At 28.8% G+C, this 22,607-nt stretch carries 22 protein-coding genes and 1 pseudogene; 18 read left to right on the top strand and 5 right to left on the bottom strand.

Annotated elements, in window-relative coordinates; all coding sequences use genetic code 11:
- The 11 genes from SOR60_RS07515 to SOR60_RS07465 form a co-directional block, all read left to right on the top strand.
- A partial coding sequence (locus tag SOR60_RS07515) for an EF-Tu C-terminal domain-related protein (RefSeq protein WP_462676503.1) occupies nucleotides 1-148 on the top strand: 148 nt, incomplete at its 5' end.
- A gap of 201 nt (nucleotides 149-349) precedes the next feature.
- Complete coding sequence (gene mprF / locus SOR60_RS07510; RefSeq protein WP_154541237.1) at nucleotides 350-2,854, top strand: bifunctional lysylphosphatidylglycerol flippase/synthetase MprF; 2,505 nt, start codon at nucleotides 350-352, stop codon at nucleotides 2,852-2,854.
- A gap of 68 nt (nucleotides 2,855-2,922) precedes the next feature.
- The gene (locus tag SOR60_RS07505; protein WP_154541235.1) at nucleotides 2,923-3,714 is read left to right on the top strand and encodes a hypothetical protein; all 792 of its coding nucleotides are present in this window, start codon (nucleotides 2,923-2,925) and stop codon (nucleotides 3,712-3,714) included.
- 8 nt (nucleotides 3,715-3,722) lie between these two features.
- Nucleotides 3,723-4,241 (top strand): peptidylprolyl isomerase, encoded by a 519-nt coding sequence (locus tag SOR60_RS07500; protein WP_154541233.1) that lies wholly within the window; start codon nucleotides 3,723-3,725, stop codon nucleotides 4,239-4,241.
- 107 nt (nucleotides 4,242-4,348) lie between these two features.
- Nucleotides 4,349-5,404: an NCS2 family permease gene (locus tag SOR60_RS07495; RefSeq protein ID WP_154541231.1), complete on the top strand. Its 1,056-nt coding sequence runs from the start codon at nucleotides 4,349-4,351 to the stop codon at nucleotides 5,402-5,404.
- Between the two features lie 8 nt (nucleotides 5,405-5,412).
- Entirely contained in the window at nucleotides 5,413-5,949 is a 537-nt protein-coding gene (locus SOR60_RS07490; protein ID WP_154541230.1) for a phosphoribosyltransferase family protein, read from the top strand.
- 83 nt (nucleotides 5,950-6,032) lie between these two features.
- A complete protein-coding gene (locus SOR60_RS07485; protein WP_154541229.1) occupies nucleotides 6,033-6,458 on the top strand; it encodes a MarR family winged helix-turn-helix transcriptional regulator in 426 nt (141 codons plus the stop codon).
- 212 nt (nucleotides 6,459-6,670) lie between these two features.
- Nucleotides 6,671-7,735 carry a siderophore ABC transporter substrate-binding protein gene (locus SOR60_RS07480; RefSeq protein WP_154541227.1) on the top strand — a complete coding sequence of 355 codons (1,065 nt, stop codon included), beginning with the start codon at nucleotides 6,671-6,673 and terminating at the stop codon, nucleotides 7,733-7,735.
- 3 nt (nucleotides 7,736-7,738) lie between these two features.
- Nucleotides 7,739-8,710, top strand: a complete 972-nt coding sequence (locus SOR60_RS07475; protein ID WP_154541225.1) for an ABC transporter permease — start codon at nucleotides 7,739-7,741, stop codon at nucleotides 8,708-8,710.
- Complete coding sequence (locus tag SOR60_RS07470) at nucleotides 8,703-9,710, top strand: iron chelate uptake ABC transporter family permease subunit (RefSeq protein WP_154541223.1); 1,008 nt, start codon at nucleotides 8,703-8,705, stop codon at nucleotides 9,708-9,710. The genes SOR60_RS07475 and SOR60_RS07470 overlap by 8 nt, the downstream gene beginning before the upstream one ends.
- Nucleotides 9,707-10,459 (top strand): iron ABC transporter ATP-binding protein, encoded by a 753-nt coding sequence (locus tag SOR60_RS07465; RefSeq protein ID WP_154541221.1) that lies wholly within the window; start codon nucleotides 9,707-9,709, stop codon nucleotides 10,457-10,459. Before SOR60_RS07470 ends, SOR60_RS07465 begins: the two co-directional genes overlap by 4 nt.
- A gap of 14 nt (nucleotides 10,460-10,473) precedes the next feature.
- Here the strand turns inward: SOR60_RS07465 and SOR60_RS07460 are convergent, their stop codons facing one another.
- Genes SOR60_RS07460 through SOR60_RS07440 form a run of 5 tightly spaced genes read right to left on the bottom strand, consistent with a single transcriptional unit; the run spans nucleotide 10,474 to nucleotide 13,944 of the window.
- Nucleotides 10,474-11,028, bottom strand: coding sequence for a manganese efflux pump MntP (locus SOR60_RS07460; protein WP_154541219.1), 555 nt, complete (start codon nucleotides 11,026-11,028; stop codon nucleotides 10,474-10,476).
- A gap of 54 nt (nucleotides 11,029-11,082) precedes the next feature.
- The gene (locus SOR60_RS07455; protein ID WP_154541217.1) at nucleotides 11,083-12,405 is read right to left on the bottom strand and encodes a S41 family peptidase; all 1,323 of its coding nucleotides are present in this window, start codon (nucleotides 12,403-12,405) and stop codon (nucleotides 11,083-11,085) included.
- A gap of 41 nt (nucleotides 12,406-12,446) precedes the next feature.
- Nucleotides 12,447-13,004, bottom strand: coding sequence for a tRNA 5-(aminomethyl)-2-thiouridylate-methyltransferase MnmM (gene mnmM, locus SOR60_RS07450; protein ID WP_154541215.1), 558 nt, complete (start codon nucleotides 13,002-13,004; stop codon nucleotides 12,447-12,449).
- Nucleotides 12,991-13,539, bottom strand: coding sequence for an ImmA/IrrE family metallo-endopeptidase (locus tag SOR60_RS07445; RefSeq protein ID WP_154541213.1), 549 nt, complete (start codon nucleotides 13,537-13,539; stop codon nucleotides 12,991-12,993). The genes mnmM and SOR60_RS07445 overlap by 14 nt, the downstream gene beginning before the upstream one ends.
- Nucleotides 13,540-13,542: 3 nt before the next feature.
- Entirely contained in the window at nucleotides 13,543-13,944 is a 402-nt protein-coding gene (locus tag SOR60_RS07440; RefSeq protein ID WP_154541211.1) for a helix-turn-helix domain-containing protein, read from the bottom strand.
- Nucleotides 13,945-14,097: 153 nt separating this feature from the next.
- On the opposite strand from SOR60_RS07440, the gene SOR60_RS07435 reads away from it, so the two are divergent.
- The 7 genes and pseudogenes from SOR60_RS07435 (at nucleotide 14,098) to guaB (ending at nucleotide 22,293) form a co-directional block, all read left to right on the top strand.
- The gene (locus SOR60_RS07435) at nucleotides 14,098-14,568 is read left to right on the top strand and encodes a DNA polymerase Y family protein (RefSeq protein ID WP_229771228.1); all 471 of its coding nucleotides are present in this window, start codon (nucleotides 14,098-14,100) and stop codon (nucleotides 14,566-14,568) included.
- 127 nt (nucleotides 14,569-14,695) lie between these two features.
- On the top strand, nucleotides 14,696-14,887 hold the full coding sequence (locus SOR60_RS07430; protein WP_229771227.1) for a hypothetical protein: 192 nt from the start codon (nucleotides 14,696-14,698) through the stop codon (nucleotides 14,885-14,887).
- Nucleotides 14,880-15,347, top strand: a complete 468-nt coding sequence (locus SOR60_RS07425) for a DinB/UmuC family translesion DNA polymerase (protein WP_229771226.1) — start codon at nucleotides 14,880-14,882, stop codon at nucleotides 15,345-15,347. The genes SOR60_RS07430 and SOR60_RS07425 overlap by 8 nt, the downstream gene beginning before the upstream one ends.
- A gap of 98 nt (nucleotides 15,348-15,445) precedes the next feature.
- Complete coding sequence (locus SOR60_RS07420; RefSeq protein ID WP_176269668.1) at nucleotides 15,446-15,610, top strand: hypothetical protein; 165 nt, start codon at nucleotides 15,446-15,448, stop codon at nucleotides 15,608-15,610.
- Between the two features lie 34 nt (nucleotides 15,611-15,644).
- Nucleotides 15,645-17,150: a bifunctional phosphoribosylaminoimidazolecarboxamide formyltransferase/IMP cyclohydrolase gene (gene purH, locus SOR60_RS07415; protein ID WP_320595614.1), complete on the top strand. Its 1,506-nt coding sequence runs from the start codon at nucleotides 15,645-15,647 to the stop codon at nucleotides 17,148-17,150.
- Between the two features lie 21 nt (nucleotides 17,151-17,171).
- Nucleotides 17,172-20,821, top strand: a pseudogene (locus SOR60_RS07410) (phosphoribosylformylglycinamidine synthase); the annotation flags it as partial.
- A 20-nt stretch (nucleotides 20,822-20,841) separates the two neighbouring features.
- Nucleotides 20,842-22,293 carry an IMP dehydrogenase gene (gene guaB / locus SOR60_RS07405; RefSeq protein WP_154541207.1) on the top strand — a complete coding sequence of 484 codons (1,452 nt, stop codon included), beginning with the start codon at nucleotides 20,842-20,844 and terminating at the stop codon, nucleotides 22,291-22,293.
- The last annotated feature ends 314 nt before the right edge of the window (nucleotides 22,294-22,607 follow it).

Below are 22,607 nucleotides of genomic sequence, written 5' to 3'. Positions count from 1 at the left end.
AGGAACAGAAATGGTAATGCCAGGAGACAATGCAACATTCAAAATCACATTACAAAAACCAATAGCTCTTGAAGAAGGACTAAGATTCGCAGTAAGAGAAGGTGGAAGAACAGTTGCTTCAGGAGTTGTAACAAAAGTTATAGCTTAATTAAATAAGAATTAATATTTTGATTTATCCCAGGCCTTAGCCTGGGATTTTTTAAAGTACATAAATTTAAATAAGTTAATAATGATAAAATAGTAAATACCTAAATAAATTTATAAAAAAATGATATTTATAATATATGTAAATAAATTTCTAAAGAATATTAAAAGTATATTCTAAAATTTTAGGTATTAAGGAGTAATTATGAATGAAAAATTTAAGACATTAAAAAAGGTATTTAAAAATATATTTTTTATATCTGTGCTAATACTAATAGTTTTAGAATTTAGAAAAATCTCTAAGGAATTAAGTTTTGATGAAGTAAATAATATTTTTAGAAAACAGTCCTTCATATCACTAATTTTTATGGCAATTTACGGTATTTGTGCCAACCTTCCCCAAGTTTTATATGACTTTGTTTTTAATAAGGAGATAAATAGTGATTTAGATAAAAGATATATAGGAGAAACTGCTTTTACAATTAATAATTTTAATGATGTACTAGGTCTTGGAGGGCTCATTTCAATAGGTTTAAGAAAGACCTACTATGGCAAGGGAAGAAATTCATCTGAAATGATTGGAAAAATTATGAAGCTTTTAGTCTTTCTTCCTACTGGATTGGGGTTTTTCTCACTTTTGTCTTTAATTTCTTTACATTTTCATCCTAATGAAAAATTAGAAAATTATTATATTCTTCTTATAGGAGCAAGTTTATACTTACTATTTGTACTGGGTCTTTCAATTTTAAAAAAGATTGAATTTAGTAAGTCAAGTCAAATTAGTCTATTTTTGATCTCGATTTCTGAATGGTTTGGTGTAATGAGTTCCTTTGTAGTTATAGGACTTTTAATGGGGGTTAAATTTAATATATTTAAACTTGCTATACTTGTAGTAATTGCAAATATTATTGGATATATTTCTATGATTCCAGGTTCTATTGGGTCATTTGATTTGGTAATTCTTCTAGCATTATCAAGTCAAGGAATAGATGAGGAGCTGGCTTTCACATGGATTCTACTTTATAGGATATTTTATTACCTACTTCCATTTTTAATAGCATCTGGATTTTTTATTAAAAATTTAAGTAAAGTATTTAATATAAAAGATGAAAAATTTATAAGACGACTTACAAGAAATATCCTTATTATAGTAAATTCGGTTTTGATGTATGTGTTTGGTCTTTTTATGATTCTTGCTGCAACTCTTCCAAGTAAGGCCTATGGGTCAGGAATTATTGCAAGATTAAATCCTATAAAAGCATCTGCAATTTACCAGTTTCCATCAATTCTATTTGGTTTTATTTTTATAATTATGGCAAGGGCCTATATATCAAGGCAAAAAAAATCAAATATTCTAAATCCTATAGTATTATCCTTAGTCCTAATCTATACCTATCTTACAGGCTATAGCATATCTACTATGGTCTATATATTATTAATGCTTATTATTTGGATATTTACAAGAAAAGGTATGTATACAAAACAATTCCTCTATGCAAATGAAGATAGACTTGTTGATTTTATCCTAACCAATACTATGCTTATAATCTATGTTGGAGGCATACTAAAGTCAGGCTCCATAATTGATGCTTACATAGCTAAAAATAGTGACTTTGTGGTAGTACCTTTTGAGTATAATTTTATTTCTATAGTAGTAAGTATCTCATTAATTTATTTTGTTGTGTTTATTATAATAAAATATCTTCAAGGTAAAAAAATTATTATAGGTGAGGACTTTGATAGAGATAGATTTGTAAGTCTTTGTGAAAATAAAGGTGGATCAAAAGAAGCCTTTTTAGCCTTCTTAAATGATAAATATCTATATTGGTACAAGAAAGATGATGAAGACTTAGCATGCCTTCAATTTAGGAGAGTTTCAGACAAATTAATAGTAATGGGAGATCCCATTGGGGATAAAACTTTCTTTTTTAACCTATTAGATTCCTTTATTAATGAAGCAGATGATTATGGCTATAATATCGTCTTTTATGAGGTAAGTAAAGAAATCACTTTAAAGCTTCATGAATATGGATTTAATTTTATGAAATTTGGTGAATGTGCTAGAGTTGATCTAAGTAGCTTTAATTTAGATGGCAAGAAGAACAAGAATTTAAGGAAGTCTATAAATAAGCTAAATAGAGAAGGGTATGTATTTGAAATCTATGAAAAGCCACATAAGGGAAAATTCCTTCAACAACTAAAGAAGATTTCAGATTCATGGCTTGATGGTAAAAAAGAAAAGGGATTTTCTTTAGGCTTTTTTGATAGAACTTACCTTAATGAATCAGATATAGCCGTAGTTTATGATAGAGATAGAAACATTATAGCGTTTGCTAATCTTCCTTATGGAAATATTGAAAATTGGATGACTGTTGATTTAATGCGCTATAAGAAGGATGCAAATCCTGATGGGCTTATGGACTTTTTATTTATAAATATTTTTAACTATTGTAAGCAAAATGATATAGAATACTTTGACTTAGGAATGGCACCCTTATACAATGTTGGTGTTATGAGACATTCTTTTTTACAAGAAAAACTCGTTTATTTGATATTTAAATTTGGTGACTTTTTTTATTCCTTTGAGGGGTTAAAATCATATAAAGATAAGTATGCTACAAAATGGGATGAGAGATATCTTTCATATTCAAGAGGCTCTTCACTTTTCTTTTCAGCTCTTTCTTTAATGTATGCTTCAAATAGAAAGTAAAATTAATTTTACAAATTAAACTCTCATTAAGGGTAGATTTATTAAAAAGCAAATATAAAGGGGGATTTATGAACAAGGTTTTAGAAGTAAAAAACAAAATAAAAGAAATTACCGATAAAAATCAAATTAGTACTATATTTAAGGATAAGAAGACATCTGTAGACTTACTTATTGATTATAAGTCAGGAGAATATAGTGGACTTAGGATTTCAAAAGAGCTTGAAGGTGAGAGTATAGAAATAGACACTAAGTATTCATGGATAATAAATAATGACAAGCCGAGTGATTGGGTTGAGCTTGATCAAAATTCCAAAAACGCAATTGATGCTTATGCTATAAGCCATTTTGATTATGATGATATAGATGAGGATGATTTTAAAAACTTAAATAAATATTTAGAGAAGGATCTAAGTAATGAATATAAAGAAAATAGTAAAAAAATCTTAAAGAAAATAAAATCTGAATTAGAGATAATAAGAGATGGAAACTATCCTAATGATCTAATAAAGCTATTTACAAATAAGTTTGAAAAAATCAAGAAAAATAATGGATATAATCTAAAATACATAGATGATTCCATTTATATAAAGATAAATACAAAAAAAGAAAATATAAAAGTTAAAAATAATTATTCCTATGAAAAGAAAATTGATATCAATAATTTAGTTAAGGGATTTGATATTTCAAAGATAGAAGAATATCTAGAACAAAAAAGAAAGAAAAAAGAGTATAATGATAAAATGATGGATTTTGATGACTCTTTTGATATGTCAAGCATCCATGTTTCTAGATCTACTATGTCAAGTGATAAGAGGGATATTGACTTAGATAGAAAAGAAAGAACTAAGAATAAAAAATAGGGGGATATATGGAAAATCCAATAGTAAAATTTGAAATGGAAGATGGTAAAAGCTTTAGTGCAGAACTTTTTCCAGAAGTTGCAGAAAATACAGTTAATAATTTTATTTCTTTAGTAAAATCTGGTTTCTATGATGGTCTTATTTTTCACAGAGTGATAAAGGATTTTATGATTCAAGGTGGAGATCCTGAGGGAAGTGGTATGGGAGGACCTGGTTATTCAATTAAGGGGGAATTCTCCCACAATGGATATGAGAATAATCTAAAACATGATAAAGGAGTTTTATCGATGGCAAGATCTTTCATGCCAGATTCTGCTGGAAGCCAATTTTTTATAATGCATAAAAAATCTCCTCACTTAGATGGTGAATATGCTACCTTTGGAAAAGTTATTCAAGGTATTGAAGTAATAGATCAAATAGCAGAAGTTAAGACAGATATGAATGATAAACCTCTTGAAGATGTAAAAATAAAAAAAATCACAGTTGATACCAAGGATTATGATTATAAAGAAGTAGAAAAAATATAAGGCAAGAGACTTTTACAAAAAAATTGTAAAAGTCTCTTTTTTTTATAGAAATTTAAAATAATAAGGTATAATAAATTCGTTGACAATTTAAAATTATTGGAGGAATTATGACATTTAATGATTTATTGGCTGCTATAGGTGTTGTGATAAATGGTATACCACAAGCACTCTTGGGCCTATCTGTTGGTTTTGCTGCATTTCCTACATCTCTTGGATTTGCAATTGGAGTAATTGCTTGTCTTTTATTACAATCTCCTATACCTATATCCATGCAGGCTGAGACTATTGCCTTGGCAGGCTCTTATGGAAAGGATATAAGAGAAAGGCTTTCTGTTGTATTTTGGGCAGGAATTATAATGTCCATTTTAGGTATCACAGGAAGTTTAAATTTTATTGTAAATCTTGCAGGTGAATATGTACTTAACGGTATGATGGCAGGGGTTGGACTTATACTTGCAAAAATTGCTGTAGATGGGCTTAAGCTTGAAACTAAGATGGTAAGTTTAATATCAATATTAACAGCCTTATTTACTTATTTTATTTCAAATAGGGATTTGGTTTATACAATTATAGTATCAGTAACAATTTCATCTATTTATGCAAATGTAAAGAAAATGGAAATAGGTAAAAATTTAAAAAAAGAAGAGAGAAAATTATCCATAAAAAAACCTATAATGAACAAAGATATTTTAAGGGGTGCCTTATCATTGGCATGTCTTACAATAGGAGCTAATATTGCCTTTGGAAATATAACTGCATCTCTAGGAAGCTTTCAAGCAAATATTGATCATTTAACAATTTATTCAGGTCTTGCAGATTCTGTATCATCACTTTTTGGTGGTGCACCAGTAGAGGCAATAATTTCTGCAACAGGCGCAAGTGATAATCCTGTAAATAGTGGTGTTTTGATGATGGTGATTTTAGGTGTAATTATGTTTATGGGACTTTTACCAAAACTTGGAAAGTATGTTCCAGGTGAGTCTATTCATGGTTTTTTGTTTGTTTTAGGAGCATTAGTGACCGTACCAACAAATGCAAATCTTGCTTTTGCAGCAGGTGGTGATACAATACTTGTAGCAGGTATTGCAATGGCAACCACAGCTGCGAGTGATCCTTTTATGGGACTGTTGGCAGGAACTATTCTTAAATTTATAATTTTATAGGAGATAAGATGGAATATTATAACTTAGAAGTGTGTGGACTTAAAAGAAGACTACCTATAATTCAAATATCTGATAATCTTAAGATAGCATCTTTCGTGCTTCTTGGAGATTGTGAGCTTGCTACTAAGGCGGCTTATGAATTGAGTAAGAATCTTTCGTGTGATATTATTGTTACAGCCGAGGCTAAGGGTATAACTCTTGCTCATGAAATAGCAAAAAATCTTGGAATGAAAGATTTTATTGTAGCTAGAAAATCTAAAAAAGCTTACATGAATGAAACTATAGACGTTGATGTAGATTCTATAACTACTAAGAATATTCAGAAATTATACCTAGATAAAGAAGATTTAGATAAAATCAAAGGAAAAAGGGTGGCTTTAGTTGATGATGTAATATCAACAGGTAAGTCACTTGAGGCTTTGTCTAATTTAGTTACAAAGGCAGGAGGTAAGATAGTCAAAAAGCTTTCAATACTTGCTGAAGGTGATGCTAGCAAAAGAGATGATATTGTATATTTAGAAAAATTACCTCTATTTTATGTATAGTAAGAGACTTCCAAGATTTTCTTGGAAGTTTTTAATTTCAAAATTACATCTAACTAGATATAATATATATTATAGGAGATATTATGAATTATGAATTAAGAGCCTTTATTGGAATTTCCAGATTAAAAAACTCAATAGATAAAAGATCTAGTAAGCTTATGAGAGAATATGACTTAAGTCTTCCTCAGTTTGCGGTTATGGAAGCTCTTTATAGCAAAGGTGATATGTGTATTGGAGAAGTTAAAAAGAAGATTTTATCTACATCTGGCACTATGCCAATTATTGTTAGAAATTTAAAGAAAAAAGACTATATCTTTTCATACAAGGATAAGAAAGATAAGAGAAGAGAGATTCTTTCGTTGACAAAAAAAGGATATGAATTAATTAATGAAATTTTTCCAAGAAACCAAAAGATTATAGAAGATTCTTTCAATAATTTAAACTCTAATGAAATGAAAGACTTTGTAAAATTGTTAAAAAAGATAGATAATTTAAAAAACTTGCTATAAATAAAACAGCAAGTTTTTTAAATCATAATATTATATAAATATTTAGGATTAAAAAATAAAGTAAATATTAAAATAATATTAACATTAGAATAATTTTAATATTTTAACTTGTTTTATTTTAAATCATATGTTAAAATCTTATTTGTAATGATAATTACTTTCAATATTGATCGCGCGTGATAATATTAAAAATAATAATAGGATGGTAGAATATGAAAATAAAAAATATTATAGCAATATCAATACTTGCCTTTGTATTAACTGCTTGTGGACAAGGTCAGGGTGCAGATGTAGCAAGTAATAAAAATACTGATTTAGTAAGCAATGAAAAATCAAGTGATAATGTAAAAGAATCTAATGTAATTTCAAATGATAATTCAAATAAAGATAAAGAAAATGATACTGTAAAAATTAAGGATATTCATGGAGAAGTAGAAGTTAAGAAAAATCCAAAATCAGTAGTTTCTTTAGATAATAGAACTTTTGAGACACTTGAATCTTGGTCGGTTGAACTAAAGGCTGTACCAAAGGATGTTATGAAATCTGATAGTTCCTATGTTAAGGATGATAAGGTAGAAAACATTGGAAACCATAGAGAACCTAACCTTGAGGTACTAGCTGCTGTAAAACCTGATTTAGTAATAGTCGGTCAAAGATTTGCTCAATACTATGATCAAATAAAGGAATTACTTCCAGAAGCAACAATTATAGACTATTCTTATGATGTATCAGCAAAAGAAGGAAATTCTGGAGAAAATTTAATAAATGGCTTAAAAGAATCCACAGAAGGTTTGGGAAAAATATTTGGAAAAGAAGATGAAGCCAATGAATTAATTAAGAAATTAGATAAGTCTATTAAAGATGTTAAAGATAATTATAAGGATCAATCTGTAATGAGTCTTGTTGTAAGTGGAGGGGAGATAGGATTTGCTGCTCCTCATTCAGGAAGAGTATGGGGACCACTTTATGATATCTTTAACTTTAAACCTGCTTTAGAAGTGAAAGATTCATCATCAGATCATAAGGGAGATGATGTTTCAGTTGAGGCTATAGCAGAATCTAATCCAGATTATCTTTTAGTTTTAGATAGGGATGCGTCAATGGCAGATAAAGAAAATAAACCTGCTAAGGATGTTATAGAAGAATCTGAGGCACTAGCCAACACTAATGCTGTTAAAAATAAAAAGATTGTATATGCACCAAATGACACATATTTAAATGAGTCAATTCAAACCTTTACTAAAATTTTTGAATCACTTGCAGAAAGTTTTAAGTAATTTATGAAAATTAGAGTTAAGAAGAATAAAATTTTGACTCAGCCTTTTATACTAACTATAATACTGACAATTGCCTTAGGCATATTGTCAGTATTTACTGGAGCATATGATATAAGTGGAAATGAAGATGGACTTAGGATGATATTTATTACTAGAATACCTAGAACTATATCCCTTATGCTTACTGGTCTTGCTATGAGTATGTCAGGAATAGTAATGCAGCTTTTGACTCAAAATAAGTTTGTAGAACCTACAACTACTGGAACTATTGAGTGGGCAGGTCTTGGTATAATAGTATCTTTTCTAATCTTTAAGGCACCTTCTTTAACAATGAGAATGAGCTTTGCTATTATCTTTTCTTTTTTTGGTTCCATGGTATTTTTCTTATTTTTAAGAAAAATCAAACTAAAATCATCTCTCATTGTACCTATAATTGGGATAATGCTTGGTGCGGTAGTATCAAGTATTTCCACTTTTTTATCCCTAGTATTTAAGATGAGTCAGTCACTTGAAATTTGGTTTCAAGGCTCTTTCTCGTCAGTAGAAAGAGGAAGATATGAATACTTATATTTAATAATTTTAGTTTCAATACTTATCTTTATTCTAGCTGACAGACTTACTATAATAGGACTGGGAGAAGATATTTCAAAAAACTTAGGTCTTAACTATGAGCTGCTTTTACTTATTGGAACAAGCTTGGTTTCTTTATGTGTGGGTATAGTTTCATCAGTTATTGGAAATCTTCCATTTTTAGGGCTAGTAGTGCCAAATCTTGTATCAACCTTTAGGGGTGATGATTTAAAAACTAACCTTTGGTGGGTTGCTTTAATTGGAATGATAACAATATGTCTAGCAGATATCATTTCTAGGACTATTATTATGCCTTTTGAAGTTCCGGTTTCTTTGATTTTGGGAACATTTGGCTCATTTGTATTTATTGTTTTAATCTTATATAAAAGGAGGAAAAATGTATAATATTATAAGAAGTTCTTTTAAAAGTAAAAAAGATTTTAAAAATTATATGCTTATATTAACTTTTATGGTAATAATTTCTATATTGTTAAGCTTTTTATTGTTAAATTATAATAACCCAGTACCTATGGATTCTTCTTCGTATAAGATTATTGTTAAAAATAGGATGAATACAATAATTGCTATTACTATAGCTTCTGTTTGTCAAGCTCTTTCAACTATTAGTTTTCAGTCTATAACTAATAATAGGGTTATAACTCCATCACTCTTAGGATTTGAAGCTGTATATTCAACTATACATACAGCTATGATGTTCTTTTTTGGAGTAAGTGCATTTTTAGCTTTTAGAGATGTATCATCTTTTGTACTACAAATAGCTATAATGGTGGTTCTTTGCCTTCTTCTTTATGGATTTATGTTAAATGGTAAGTATGCAAATATTCACTATATGCTTTTGATTGGGGTTGTAATAGGAACAGGACTTAGATCACTTTCTGCTTTCATGAGAAGAATATTATCTCCATCAGAATTCGATATCTTGCAAGCTAAGCTTTTTGCATCAGTTTCAAAGTCAGACCCATCATATTTTAAGATAGCTATACCTATAGTGCTTATATCAAGTCTTATCTTATTTTTATATGCAAATAAGTTAAATGTTTTAAGCCTAGGAAAAGATATAGCTGTTAATCTTGGATTAAATTATAAAAGACTTGCTAACTTAATATTGATTTTAGTATCCATACTAATGTCAGTATCAACTGCCCTTGTAGGGCCAATGACATTTTTTGGATTCCTATCAGCAAGTATTACCTATGAAATATGTAAAAGTTTTGACCATAAGTATTTATTTATTATGGCAATACTTCTTGCTTTTTCAATCCTTAGTTTATCATATTTCTTAATGTTTCATGTATTTTCAGCTCAAGGAGTAGTAACTATAATAATAGAGTTATTTGGAGGACTTTTATTTTTATCTGTTATACTTAGAAAGGAATCCTTATGATAAAGATTAGTAGTTTAGAAAAACAATATTCAAGTAAGGTCAAAATTGGTCCTATAGATTTAGAAATTCCAAAAGGCTCTTTTACATCTATAGTAGGACCTAATGGAGCAGGTAAGTCTACTCTTTTACTTATGCTAGGAAGGCTCTTAGAGATGGATAAGGGAGATATTTTTATAGATGATTTTGATATTAAAAGAACACCATCAAATATTCTATCTAAAAATCTTGCAATTTTGAGACAAGAAAATCATTTTGTAACAAAACTTACTGTAAAGCAATTGGTATCTTTTGGAAGATTTCCCTATAGCAAGGGTAGGCTTAACGAAGAAGATGCAAAAATAGTAGATAAATATATATTATATCTTGGTTTATCTGAACTAAAGGACAGGTACCTAGATCAGCTTTCGGGAGGTCAAAGGCAAAGGGTGTATGTAGCAATGGTTTTAAGTCAAGAAACAAATTATATACTCTTAGATGAACCTTTAAATAATCTTGATATAAGACGTAGTGTTGAGATGTTAGAACATCTAAAAAATATAAGCAAAGATTTTAAAAAGACAATTGTTATGGTGATTCATGATATAAATTTTGCGGCTAAATATTCTGATTATATATGTTGTATGAAAGAAGGAAAGATTAAAGAATTTGGAAGACCAGAAGAGATAATGTGTAATAATAAATTATCTAAAATTTTTGATACGGATATTTCTATAATAAAAGGACCTTACGGACCTGTTGCATGCTATTAAAAAGAGCACTTGTATTATAAAAACAAGTGCTCTATTAATATCTTAAATCCTAAAAACATCAAGATTAGTCCACCTATAAGTTCTGAAATCTGCTTGCTTTTTGTACCTAATTTACTTCCTATATTAAATGCAAAAGATGATAGGATAAAGGTTGTTATCCCTATTATTAGACTTGCATTCACTATATTTACATCTAAAAAAACAAAAGATACACCAACAGCCATGGCATCTATACTTGTGGCAATACCCAATGAAATTAAATCTTTGAGGCTAAGCCCCTTATTTATTTCACAGCTTGGATCTCTTGATTCTCTTATCATTTGAAAACCTATTATAAATAATAAAACAAAAGCAACCCAATGGTCAACTGCCCTTATAGAATTAGCAAAGCTTGAAGCAAGTAAATACCCTAATACAGGCATAAAAGCTTGAAATATTCCAAAACATAAACCTATGGATAGGGTGTTTTTTAATTTAATTTCTTTAATTTGAAGACCCTGACATATACTAGCAGCAAAAGCATCCATGCTAAGGCCGAAAGCCAATACTAATATTGAAAATAGACTCATATATACTCCTTTTACTAACCCAAAAATTATACTATAAAATAAAATTTAAGCAAATTATTGATTTTCAAGCTCTATTATCTTATCTATTATAGCTTGCTCTGAAAGCTTGTCATAGGGATTAGAATCTATAAATATGTTAGGATTTGTTTTTTCAATTTCATTTATTTTACCTGAAGCAGTTAAACCTAATTCCTTTGGAAATCTAAGTACATAGCCTGAATTAGGTAGGTCAATTTGCATAGGATCAGAACCTATACCATCTCCACCAGTTTTTTCACCAACAAGTGTTGCAAGCTTTGTCTCACTACAAAATGATGCAAGCATTTCGGCTGAAGAATAAACTGAAGAGTCAACTAGAAGATAAATATTTCCCCTAAATTTTATAGAATCTTCACTTGGATTAATATTAGAAGTATAGTATTTATAATAATCAAATTTTGATAAGATTTCTTCTGTTTCATTTGAAAATTCAGTTTTACTTAAGAGCCTACTTACTCCTTCTTGATATTTTTCCTGACTTATAACTTTCTTGTTAAGTTTTCCATGTTTTATGAAATTATAATACTTACTTGTATATGGTTTATCTATAATTTGTGGAAGCAAGAATTCTTGCCAGTAATTTGAATCGCCTCCTCGGTTTCCTCTTATATCAAGAATTAAGGCCCTTTTATTTTTTAAGGTTTTTAAATAATTTTTAATAAGCTTTTGATCTTCATAGGCTTTGTCATAATTTATCATCTTATTTATTTTTATATAGCCTATATCTTCATTAATATTTTGAACCTTAACATTGTCATTTGAAGTTGATTTGATTGAGGAATTTCCCTTTAGATTGTAGATTTCATTTTCCTTAAAAGTTTGCTTATAATCATTATATTTTAGATAGTTATTTATTCTTTTATTAGTTAAGTTATACCTTTTTCTTACATTTTGTTTTTCATATATATGGCTTATGTCATGTCTCCAATTATATTCTGGGACTTTATAATAAGTTAGGTACATATCTAGAGCTTGGTTTTGGTCTATAAGCTGGGTATGGTCGTTATTTAATTCATAAAGAATTTTATTCATTCTAAGCCCAAAATCAATATCATTTTTTGACTTTCCTATATAATCTTTATATTCTTTCTTGTTAGCTAGCCAATCAATATTATAAATTTTTTTATTTATATCAAAGTAAGGATAATATTCTTTTAATGTATTATATACAAATTCAAAATCCTCCATATACTCTTTTTTATCTAATTCTCTTTTATCCCCTTCTTCAAGACTGGGTAAGTCTATTTGCTTGGGGTCATTTATACTTAGTTTTTTTAAGAATATAAAAATTAAAAGAGCTGAAATAAGAGTAAAAATAAAAAGTAATCTTTTTTTCATTATTCACCTCTATTTCATTATAGCAAATATATACTTTAATCTTATAATTTCCTAAGACTTATTAAATATGGTGGATTATTAACTTGGTTTAAAAAGTCGTATTTTATAACTTGATAGATTTTTTGATCAAGATTTTCCATAAATTCTTCTAAAAACTCTCCCTCAAGTCTTCCACTTTCATGACCTGGATAAACACAAATTATAATAAGTCCATTGTGATTTAAAAGTTTAAGAGATTTTTTTAAGGCTCTTATAACAGTCTTATAATTTGTTGTGATGGACTTATCTCCTCTTGGCAAATAGCCAAGATTAAATATAAAAAGGTCTATTTTTTCATATATATACTTATCTATATTATCATGACTATCTAGGATGAATTTAAAATTAGGACAGGAACCTATAAGATTTTTTGTATTTTCCATTGCCTTTTTTTGTATATCAAAAGAATAAAGCATTCTAGGATTAAGGTTTTTGAGTATAAATTCTGAATCTTTACCATTTCCTGCTGTCATATCACAAGCCCTTATATTTTTATCTATTCTTTCTTTTATAATAAGATGAGCTAATTTTACTGGGTTATTTATTTCAGTATAGGTCATGGTTTTTAATGTCCTTACCATTTATATTTTTAAAAAATCTAGAGTCGGCTTCTTCTTTCTTAATTTTTATACCCATTCTGTGCATCTCATTTAATTTAAATATCATTAGATTTACATTTACATTATAAAGTGAGGCAAGCTGGTTATAGGTATATCCTTGCTTAATATCTTCGATTAATTTATTTTCATCTAAAAGAAGATGAGCTGCAAAAATATTCGCACAAAGCTCCATTTCAGAATTTATATCAAAAAGTTCATATTCCATAAGATTAGAATCTTTGGCATAAGTCCTATGATAGATATCATGTCCTAGTTCATGGGCAAATACCATATTTTGTATTCTCTTATCTACAAAGGGATTATAAAAAACAAAGGAATTTCTTTTTATTATCTTATACATACCTAAAAGTTTTGTATTTTCTTTAAAGGCTAAAATGGTAACCCCTCTTTGTATTAAAATTTCTTTTGGATTTCTAGTATCATATTTTTTTATTATATTTTTAACATCTTTAAATATTTCATCGTAAAATGACATATCTCACCTAGTCTTTTTTTGACCATATTTCTTATTTTTACTTTTGGCTATATAGTAAGCTTCTTGTATAGAATCAAGGATAGCCTTTTTATCTGATTCATCGATTTCACCACCTGCCATAAGTCCTATTACCCCATCTACCATCTTTTTTGCATCAATTGCACCCTTATAGCCATACTTATCTCTTGCATCTAGGATAAAATCTTCTTCATCAGTTACAAGATAGTCATGGCTTGTATCTAAGACTTCAGCTAGTTTATCATATATTTTTCTATATCTTGGTTTTGATTCTCCTTTTTCATACCTAGATATGGTTTTAAGAGAAACACCAACAAGTTTTGATAGTTCTTCTTGGGTTAGTTTTTTATCTTCACGTAATTTTTTTAATTTATTTGGAAAACTCATATACACTCCTTAAAATAAATTAAAGTCTCAGACTATAAATGTCTAATTATTTTATAAAAGTCTTGATAAAAGACTTTTAATGTCCTAAACTTTAATCAAGCCATTTACTGTCTTAAGTATACAGTAAAAGTCTTTTAACATCAAGGAGAAGTTATGATAAGAACAATATTACATTCAGATATAAATTCATGTTATGCTTCAATAGAAGCAAAACTTAATCCAAGTCTTAAAAATAAGGCTATGGCAGTTGCGGGAGATCCTAAAAATAGGCATGGGATAATTCTTGCCAAAAGCCAAGAGGCAAAACTACTAGGAGTTAAGACAGGAGAAGATATTTGGCAGGCTAAACTTAAATGTCCAAATTTAATAATAGTCTCGCCTCATTATGAAAAATATCTTAAATTTTCTAGAAAAGTAAGAAAAATATATTATTCTTATACAAATAAGGTTGAAGCCTTTGGGCTTGATGAATGTTGGCTTGATTTGACAGAGAGTTATAAACTTTTTGGAAGTGGAGAGACTATAGCAAATAATATAAGAAAAAGAGTGAAAAAAGAATTAGGTATAACAGTAAGTGTTGGAGTAAGTTTCAATAAGATTTTTGCAAAACTTGGGTCGGATTAAAAAAAACCAGATTCAACTACTGTAATAAGTAATACTGTAATAAGTAAGGATAATTTTAAGTCTATAGTTTGGCCACTTGCTGTATATCGTATTATTGGGATAGGAGGAGCAACAGAAAGAAAAATTAATGGGGATAGGAATAGAAACTTTGGGAGATTTAGCAAATTCTGATCCTAAAATTTTAAAATCTCTTATAGGAATTAATGGAATTTATTTTTGGCAATATGCAAATGATAATAGGCCAGTTTTAGACTATAACTGTAAGAAAGTTATACAGACAATAGGAAACTCATCAACTCTTTATAGAAGATTTGTTTAGTGATGAGGAAGCATTTAATGTTTTTCAAATACTTTCCTTAGATGTTTCAAAAAGACCAAGAGAAGTTTCTCTTTCTGCTAAAGGAATTAAAATTTATATGAAGGATAGTAATTTAATTTCTTATGAATTTCAAAAGTCTTTTAAAAATCCGACCCAGTCATCTATAATTCTTTCTGAAGAAGGCCTTAAATTATTTAAGGAAAAGTATAAGTGGTCTTACCCTATAAGATCATTGGGAATTAGAGCTATTAATCTTATAGATGCAAGAATACCTGCTCAAATAGATATATTTTCAGATTATAAGAAGATTATAAAAAAAGAAAGAATAGATAAGGCTATTTATGACATAAGAAAAAAATATGATAGAAATATTGTAACTTTTGCCTCTTTAAAAGATTATAAGAAGTTTCCAAAGAATAAAACGGAGATAGTTACTTTACCAAATAGCAAAATGATTTAGAGCACTATATAGGATTACTGAAAATCAAATTTATAAAATATCTTTTAATTTAAAATAAAATATGATATGATAATTTTACATTCAAATAGGGGGGACTTATGGTATTTTTAAATAATATTTTTAAAAAGTTTACAAATATAATATTATTAGATAAGAAAAAAGAAAGACTAAAATTATCTAATGAATACCTATGCCCAAATGTAAATATGGATGTTATGATGTTTTTAGGGAAGCTAATTTTTGGCTTCCCTTTTCTTGTCTAAAGTTTAGGCAAAAAAGCTTACTATGGAGGAATTAATGAGAGCTTTAATATCTGTAACAGATAAAAAAAATATTGGAATGCTTGCCAAAGGCCTAAGCGACTTTGGTGTGGAAATTGTATCTACAGGTGGTACATACAAAAAAATTAGAGAATGTGGCATTGATGCAATTGAAATTGAAGAGATAACCAACTTTCCAGAAATTTTAGATGGCAGGGTTAAGACTTTATCACCTTATGTTCATGGTGGAATTCTTTATAAAAGAAATGATCAAAACCATAAAAATACTGTGAAAAAGAACAATATAAAGGATATAGATATAGTTGTTGTTAACCTATACAAATTTGAAGAAGCACTTAAAACTAATGACTCAGACAATATTATAGAAAATATTGATATAGGCGGACCCACTTTAATAAGGTCAGCTGCCAAAAATCATAAAGATGTAATAATTCTTACAGATCCTAATGATTATGAGGAATTTTTACAAAGATTAAATACTCAAAATTTTGATATAGAGTATAAAAGATATTTAGCTATGAAGGCTTATTCCTTAACAGCATATTATGATTCTGTGATTTCAAGATATTTTAAAGACTTAAGTAAAAAAGATTGTCAATATAAGACATATGGTTTAAGAAAAATTGAAGATTTAAGATATGGTGAAAATCCAAGCCAAAAAGCAGCTCTTTATGAGGATACCTATGCTAAAGGTCTTTTAAAAGATATAGAAATTTTACATGGTAAGTCAATGAGCTTTAATAATTATAATGATTTAAATGTTGCCCTAGAACTTTCTAAAGAGTTAGGAGAAAATTCTTGTGTAGCACTAAAGCATCAATCTCCATGTGGAGTAGCAATAGGAGAGGATGTATATGATGCGTATAAAAAGGCGTATGAAGCAGATTCTTTATCTATATTTGGAGGAATTGTTGTAATAAATGGAATAATTGATGAGAAAACTGCATCAAAGATGAGTGAGATATTCCTTGAAATAATTGCAGCTAATGACTTTACCAAAGAGGCTTTGGAAGTACTAGAAAGAAAGAAAAATGTTCGTCTTATAAAAGTTGATTTAAGCAAGGATACTACAACAGAAGATGTAAAATACTTAGATGGAAAAGTTCTAGTCCAAGATAAGGATATAAAGGAAGATGATTTTGAAGTGGTTACAAAAAAATCTCCAGAAAAGTCCTGTATAAGTGATTTGAAATTTGCTATGACTGTAGTGAAATATGCCAAATCAAATGCTATAGTTATAGTTAAGGATGGGAAAACTTTAGGAGTAGGTTGTGGACAAACTTCTAGAATTTGGGCACTAGAATCCATTAAAAACAACCATCCAGATGTAGATTTTACTGATTCAATTATGTCATCTGATGCTTTTTTCCCATTTGATGATTGTGTTGAATATGCTCACAAAATTGGGGTGAAGTCAATTATCCAACCGGGTGGTTCTATAAGAGATAAAGATTCAATTGATAAGTGTAATGAATATGGAATATCTATGGTATTTACTAACAATAGACATTTTAGACATTAAGGGTTAAAAATGGAAAAATAAGTTAAAAGAGTTTATGTAAGAAAAAAAGATAGGTTTGATTCTAAGTCAAAGGAAGTAAAAAATGAAATAGAAAATCTATAAAAAATCAAGTTGGAAAAGCTTAATATTTACAATAGATATGATATTAAAATTTCAGATGATAAGCTAGGTAAGGCTATAAATAATGTCCTATCTGAAAGAAACCTAGATTATGTTTTTACAAAAGATGAGGCTATTAAACTCGAAGATTCTTTTGAAAAAGCTTTGGGAGTTGAATACCTACCAGGACAATTTGACCAAAGAAGACAAGGAGTAATAGATACTTTGAATTTAGTCCTTGATGAACATATAGATTGCAAGACAGCTACAATATATGAATTTAGTGATATATCCGATGATGATTTAAAAAGAATAGAATCATATCTAATAAATCCAGTAGATAGCCATAAAATTGATATAAAAAATATGCCAGAAAGTCTTGATGTAGAAAGAGAGAAAAATTTAGATAATATAATATATGATGGTTTTATAAATTATAGCGATGAAGAAATTTCTAGGTTTTTGGAAAATAAATCTCTTGCCATGGACTTTGCTGATTTGAAAATGGTTATGGATTACTTTAAAAAAGAAAATAGGGACCCTAATGAAACAGAAATTAAAATCCTAGATACTTATTGGTCAGATCATTGTAGACATACTACTTTTAATACAAGTCTTGATATAGAATTTGAAACAAAAAGTCTTCTTGATAAGGCAATAAAAAAATCTTTTGATAAATATATGGAAATGAGAAAAGAGCTCAATATCAAAAATCCAATAATTTTAATGAGCTTTGGTATAATTCTTTCTAAATATATGAAAAGTAGGAATGAATTTGATGATCTGGAAATATCAAGTGAAATTAATGCTTGCTCGGTTTATGTAAAGGTGAGAGTAGAAAAAGATGGCAAAGAGGAACTTGAAGATTATCTTTTAATGTTTAAAAATGAAACTCACAACCATCCAACAGAGATAGAGCCTTTCGGTGGAGCCTCAACCTGCCTTGGTGGAGCTATAAGAGATCCACTTTCTGGAAGAAGCTATGTTTATCAAGCTATGAGAATAACAGGAGCTGGGAATATACTTGAAAAAGTTGATGATACAATTGAAGGAAAACTTCCACAAAGAAAAATAACAAAACTTGCTGCAAAAGGTTATTCATCATATGGTAACCAAATAGGTCTTGCTACTGGCTTTGTAAAGGAAATATTTCATGAAGGTTATAAGGCAAAAAGAATGGAATGTGGGGCTGTAATTGCTGCAGCACCAAAAGAAGATGTAAAAAGAATGGGAGCAAAACCAGGAGATGTTGTTTTATTGATTGGTGGAAGAACTGGAAGAGATGGTATAGGTGGAGCAACAGGTTCATCAAAATCTCATAAAGTTTCATCAATAAAAACAGAATCTGCCCAAGTGCAAAAGGGAAATGCTCCAGAAGAGAGAAAACTTCAAAGGCTATTTAGAAGAAGTGAAGTTTCAAGGCTTATAAAAAAATGTAATGACTTTGGTGTGGGTGGAGTATCTGTTGCTATTGGAGAGATCTTCAATGGAATGGATATTGATCTTTCTAGAGTTAAATTAAAATATGAAGGATTGAAGCCTTCTGAGATAGCTATAAGTGAATCTCAAGAAAGAATGGCTGTAGTAATAGATAAAAAATACATTAAAGAATTTGAACAATATTGTCTTGAAGAGAATGTAGAAAGCTCTTTAGTTGGCAAAGTAACTTACACAAATAGGATGAGAATGTTCTATAAAGATTTAAAGATTGCAGATATATCTTATGATTTCATAAATACTAATGGTGCAGATAGAAAGGCAAAAGTCCTTGTTGTAAGTGAATATATTCCTAAAAAAATAATAAAAAAGATGATCCTAAAAAGTTTTATGAAAAAGTATCTGACTTAAATATAACAAGTCAAAGAAATTTAATAGAAATCTTTGATTCTACTATAGGAAAGAATACAGTATTGCAACCTTTAGGTGGAAAAAAACAATTAAATCCATCTCAAGCAATGGTTTCAAAAATTCCAGTAAAGAATGGAAAATCAAAAACCGTATCTATAATGAGTTATGGATTTAACCCCTATCTTTCAGAAAAAAGTCAATATCTTGGTGGTTATTATGCAGTAATAGAATCAATTGCAAAGCTTGTATCAGTAGGTAGTGATCTTAATAAGATAAGACTATCATTTCAAGAATATTATGAAAAGATGGATAATGAAAAAGCTTGGGCAAAGCCACTTAAGTCTTTACTAGGTGCTTTTGAAGTAACAAACTTCTTTAAAATACCACCAATTGGTGGAAAAGATTCTATGAGTGGAAGTTTTGAAGAATTAAAAGTACCACCAACCCTTATATCATTTGCAGTAACACATGAAGATATAGAAAATATAAAATCAAATGACCTTAAGGCTAAGGGAAAGCTAGGTATAATAAAAGCCCCATACAAAGAAGATGGAAGCCTTGATTTAAATAAATATAAGAAAATATTAGAAAAGCTTATAAAAGCAATGAGAGAAGGCTCTATTATTACTACAATAAGTTTGGATAATAAGGGTCTTTTGGCAAACATATATGAACAAGCTTTAGGAAATTCAAACTTCAGTTTAGAATATGATAATCTTTATAAAGCTATGTTTGGTTTATTTGTTGTGGAATATCTTGAAGATTTGGATTTTGTTGAAAATATTGGAGAATTTTCTAAAGACTTAATAGTAAATGGTGAAAAATTAAATGATAAAAAACTTAAAAATGATTATTTACATGCTTTAGATGAAATATTTACAGCAAAAGAAGAGATTGGTCCAATTGATATAAAACAAAACAAGATGAATTTAAATCTAAAATCAAAGAAAACAGTGGATAAGGTTAAAGTATCAATACTTGCTGTAACAGGTACCAACTGTGAACGGGATACAATGGATGTATTTCGTGAAAATGGAGCAGAAGTTTCTATAAACTTATTTAGAAATAAGGATAGAAAAGATATAGATAATTCTATAGATAAACTTGCAGATTCAATTAGAAATTCACAATTTTTTGCTATTCCTGGGGGTTTCTATGGCTGATTAGCAAGATGGATCTGCAAAATTTTTAGCCAATATTATTAGAAATAAAAAAATTAAAGATGCTATTAATTATTTACTAGATGAGAATGATGCTCTTATAATAGGTATTTGCAATGGATTCCAAGCTCTTGTAAAACTGGACTTTTACCATATGGTAAGATAAAAGAAATTACAGAAGATGATCCATCTTTAACCTACAACACTAATAACAGGCATATTTCAAGATTTGTTGATACAAGAGTTATAAATAATCAAAGTCAATGGACAAGAGGCTTAAAATTAGATAAAATATATAAAATACCTATATCTCATGGAGAAGGTAGGTTTATAATAAATGAAGAAAAATATAAAGAACTGTTAAAAAATGGTCAAATATTTTCAGTATATGATATAAACCCAAATGGTTCAGATTATAATATAGAAGGAATCTTATCAAAAGATGGCAAAATATTAGGAAGAATGGGTCATTTAGAAAGATTAGATGATGATCTTTACAAGAATATTTATGAAAAAAATAATCAAGAATTATTTAAAAATGCAGTAGAATATTTTAAGAAATAAGTTAGAAATATGGAGGATACATGAGAATAATTGGAGAAGGTTTAACATTTGATGATTTGCTACTAGTTCCAGGACCATCTGAAGTCCTACCAAATGAGGTAGATCTTAAAACAAATTTAACTAAAAAGATTAAGCTTAATATACCATTGATGTCAGCCTCAATGGATACAGTTACAGAGTCAAAAATGGCTATAGCAATGGCAAGACAAGGTGGTATTGGAATAATTCATAAAAATATGTCAATAGAAGAACAAGCCAAAGAAGTTGACAGAGTTAAAAGAAGTGAGCATGGTGTAATCACTGATCCTTTCTATCTAAAAGCTGAGAACTTGTTAAAAGATGCTCTTGAAATAATGTCAAACTATAAAATATCAGGTGTGCCTATAGTTGATGATGAAATGACCCTTAAGGGTATTTTGACAAATAGAGACGTAAGATTCCAAAATGACGTAAATGTTGTAATCGGAGACATAATGACCAAAGATAAATTAATTGTAGGTTATGAAGGAATTAGTATGGAAGAAGCTGTCAAAAAAATGGAATCTGGTAAGGTAGAAAAACTTCCTATCGTTGATGATAATTATAAATTAAAAGGACTTATAACTATAAAAGATATAGAAAAATCTAGGCAATATCCAAACTCTGCAAGAGATGACAAAGACAGGCTTTTAGTTGGCGCTGCAGTTGGAATAACTCGTGATATGATGGATAGGATTAGAGCTTTGACAGAGGCAAATGTTGATGTTGTTACTGTTGATACAGCTCATGGTCATTCAAAAGGAGTTCTTGAAGCTATAAAAAAGATTAAATTATCTTATCCAGATCTTCAAGTTATAGCTGGTAATGTAGCTACAGGAGATGCTACAAGAGATTTAATAAAAGCAGGAGTAGATGCAGTTAAGGTAGGTATAGGACCAGGTTCAATTTGTACAACTAGAGTTGTAACAGGTGTTGGTGTGCCACAGATTACTGCAATAATTGAATGTGTAAAAGCAGCTAAAGAATCAAATACACCAATAATTGCCGATGGTGGTATCAAATATTCTGGAGATATTACAAAGGCTTTAGCTTGTGGAGCTAGTGTAATAATGGCAGGTTCATTATTTGCAGGAACAGAAGAATCTCCGGGTGAGACAATAATGTTTGAAGGTAAACAATACAAAGAATATAGAGGTATGGGTTCACTTTCTGCCATGAAATCAGGCTCAAGTGATAGATATTTTCAAAATGATACCAAAAAATTTGTTCCAGAAGGAGTAGAGGGAAGGGTTGCTCTAAAGGGATTTGTAGGAGATGTAATCTATCAATTACTTGGAGGACTTCGTTCTGGTATGGGGTATGTTGGGGCTTCTAATTTAAATGAATTAGAAGAAAAATCTAAATTTATTAAGATTTCTCCTGCAACTCTTGTAGAAAATCATCCTCATGATATCCAAATTACAAGAGAATCACCGAATTATACAAAAAAATAAGAAATTAAAAATTAAGAAAAAAGATATCATCATAGCAAAAAATGATGATATCTTTTTTGTTTTGATATTGACCTAAAAATGAAAAATTGTTAACATGTATTAATTAATAGATAATAAAAAAGAAACTTTTTCGATAGTATAATTTACTTTTTAAACTTTAAAGAAAGAGATATGGAAATCAAAAGATATTACTATCAAAAGTAAATAAGATAAGAAGTAAAGATAGAGGGTGATATATATTGTTTAATCATTTATAAATATATTTTAATTATGGTTTTTATAATCTATTTAAAGAGAAAAATATTGATTAATTT

This window comes from Anaerococcus porci (genome assembly GCF_034090325.1).
Classification (GTDB): Bacteria; Bacillota; Clostridia; order Tissierellales; family Peptoniphilaceae; genus Anaerococcus; species Anaerococcus porci.
This window is presented reverse-complemented; position numbering and strand designations above follow the sequence as displayed.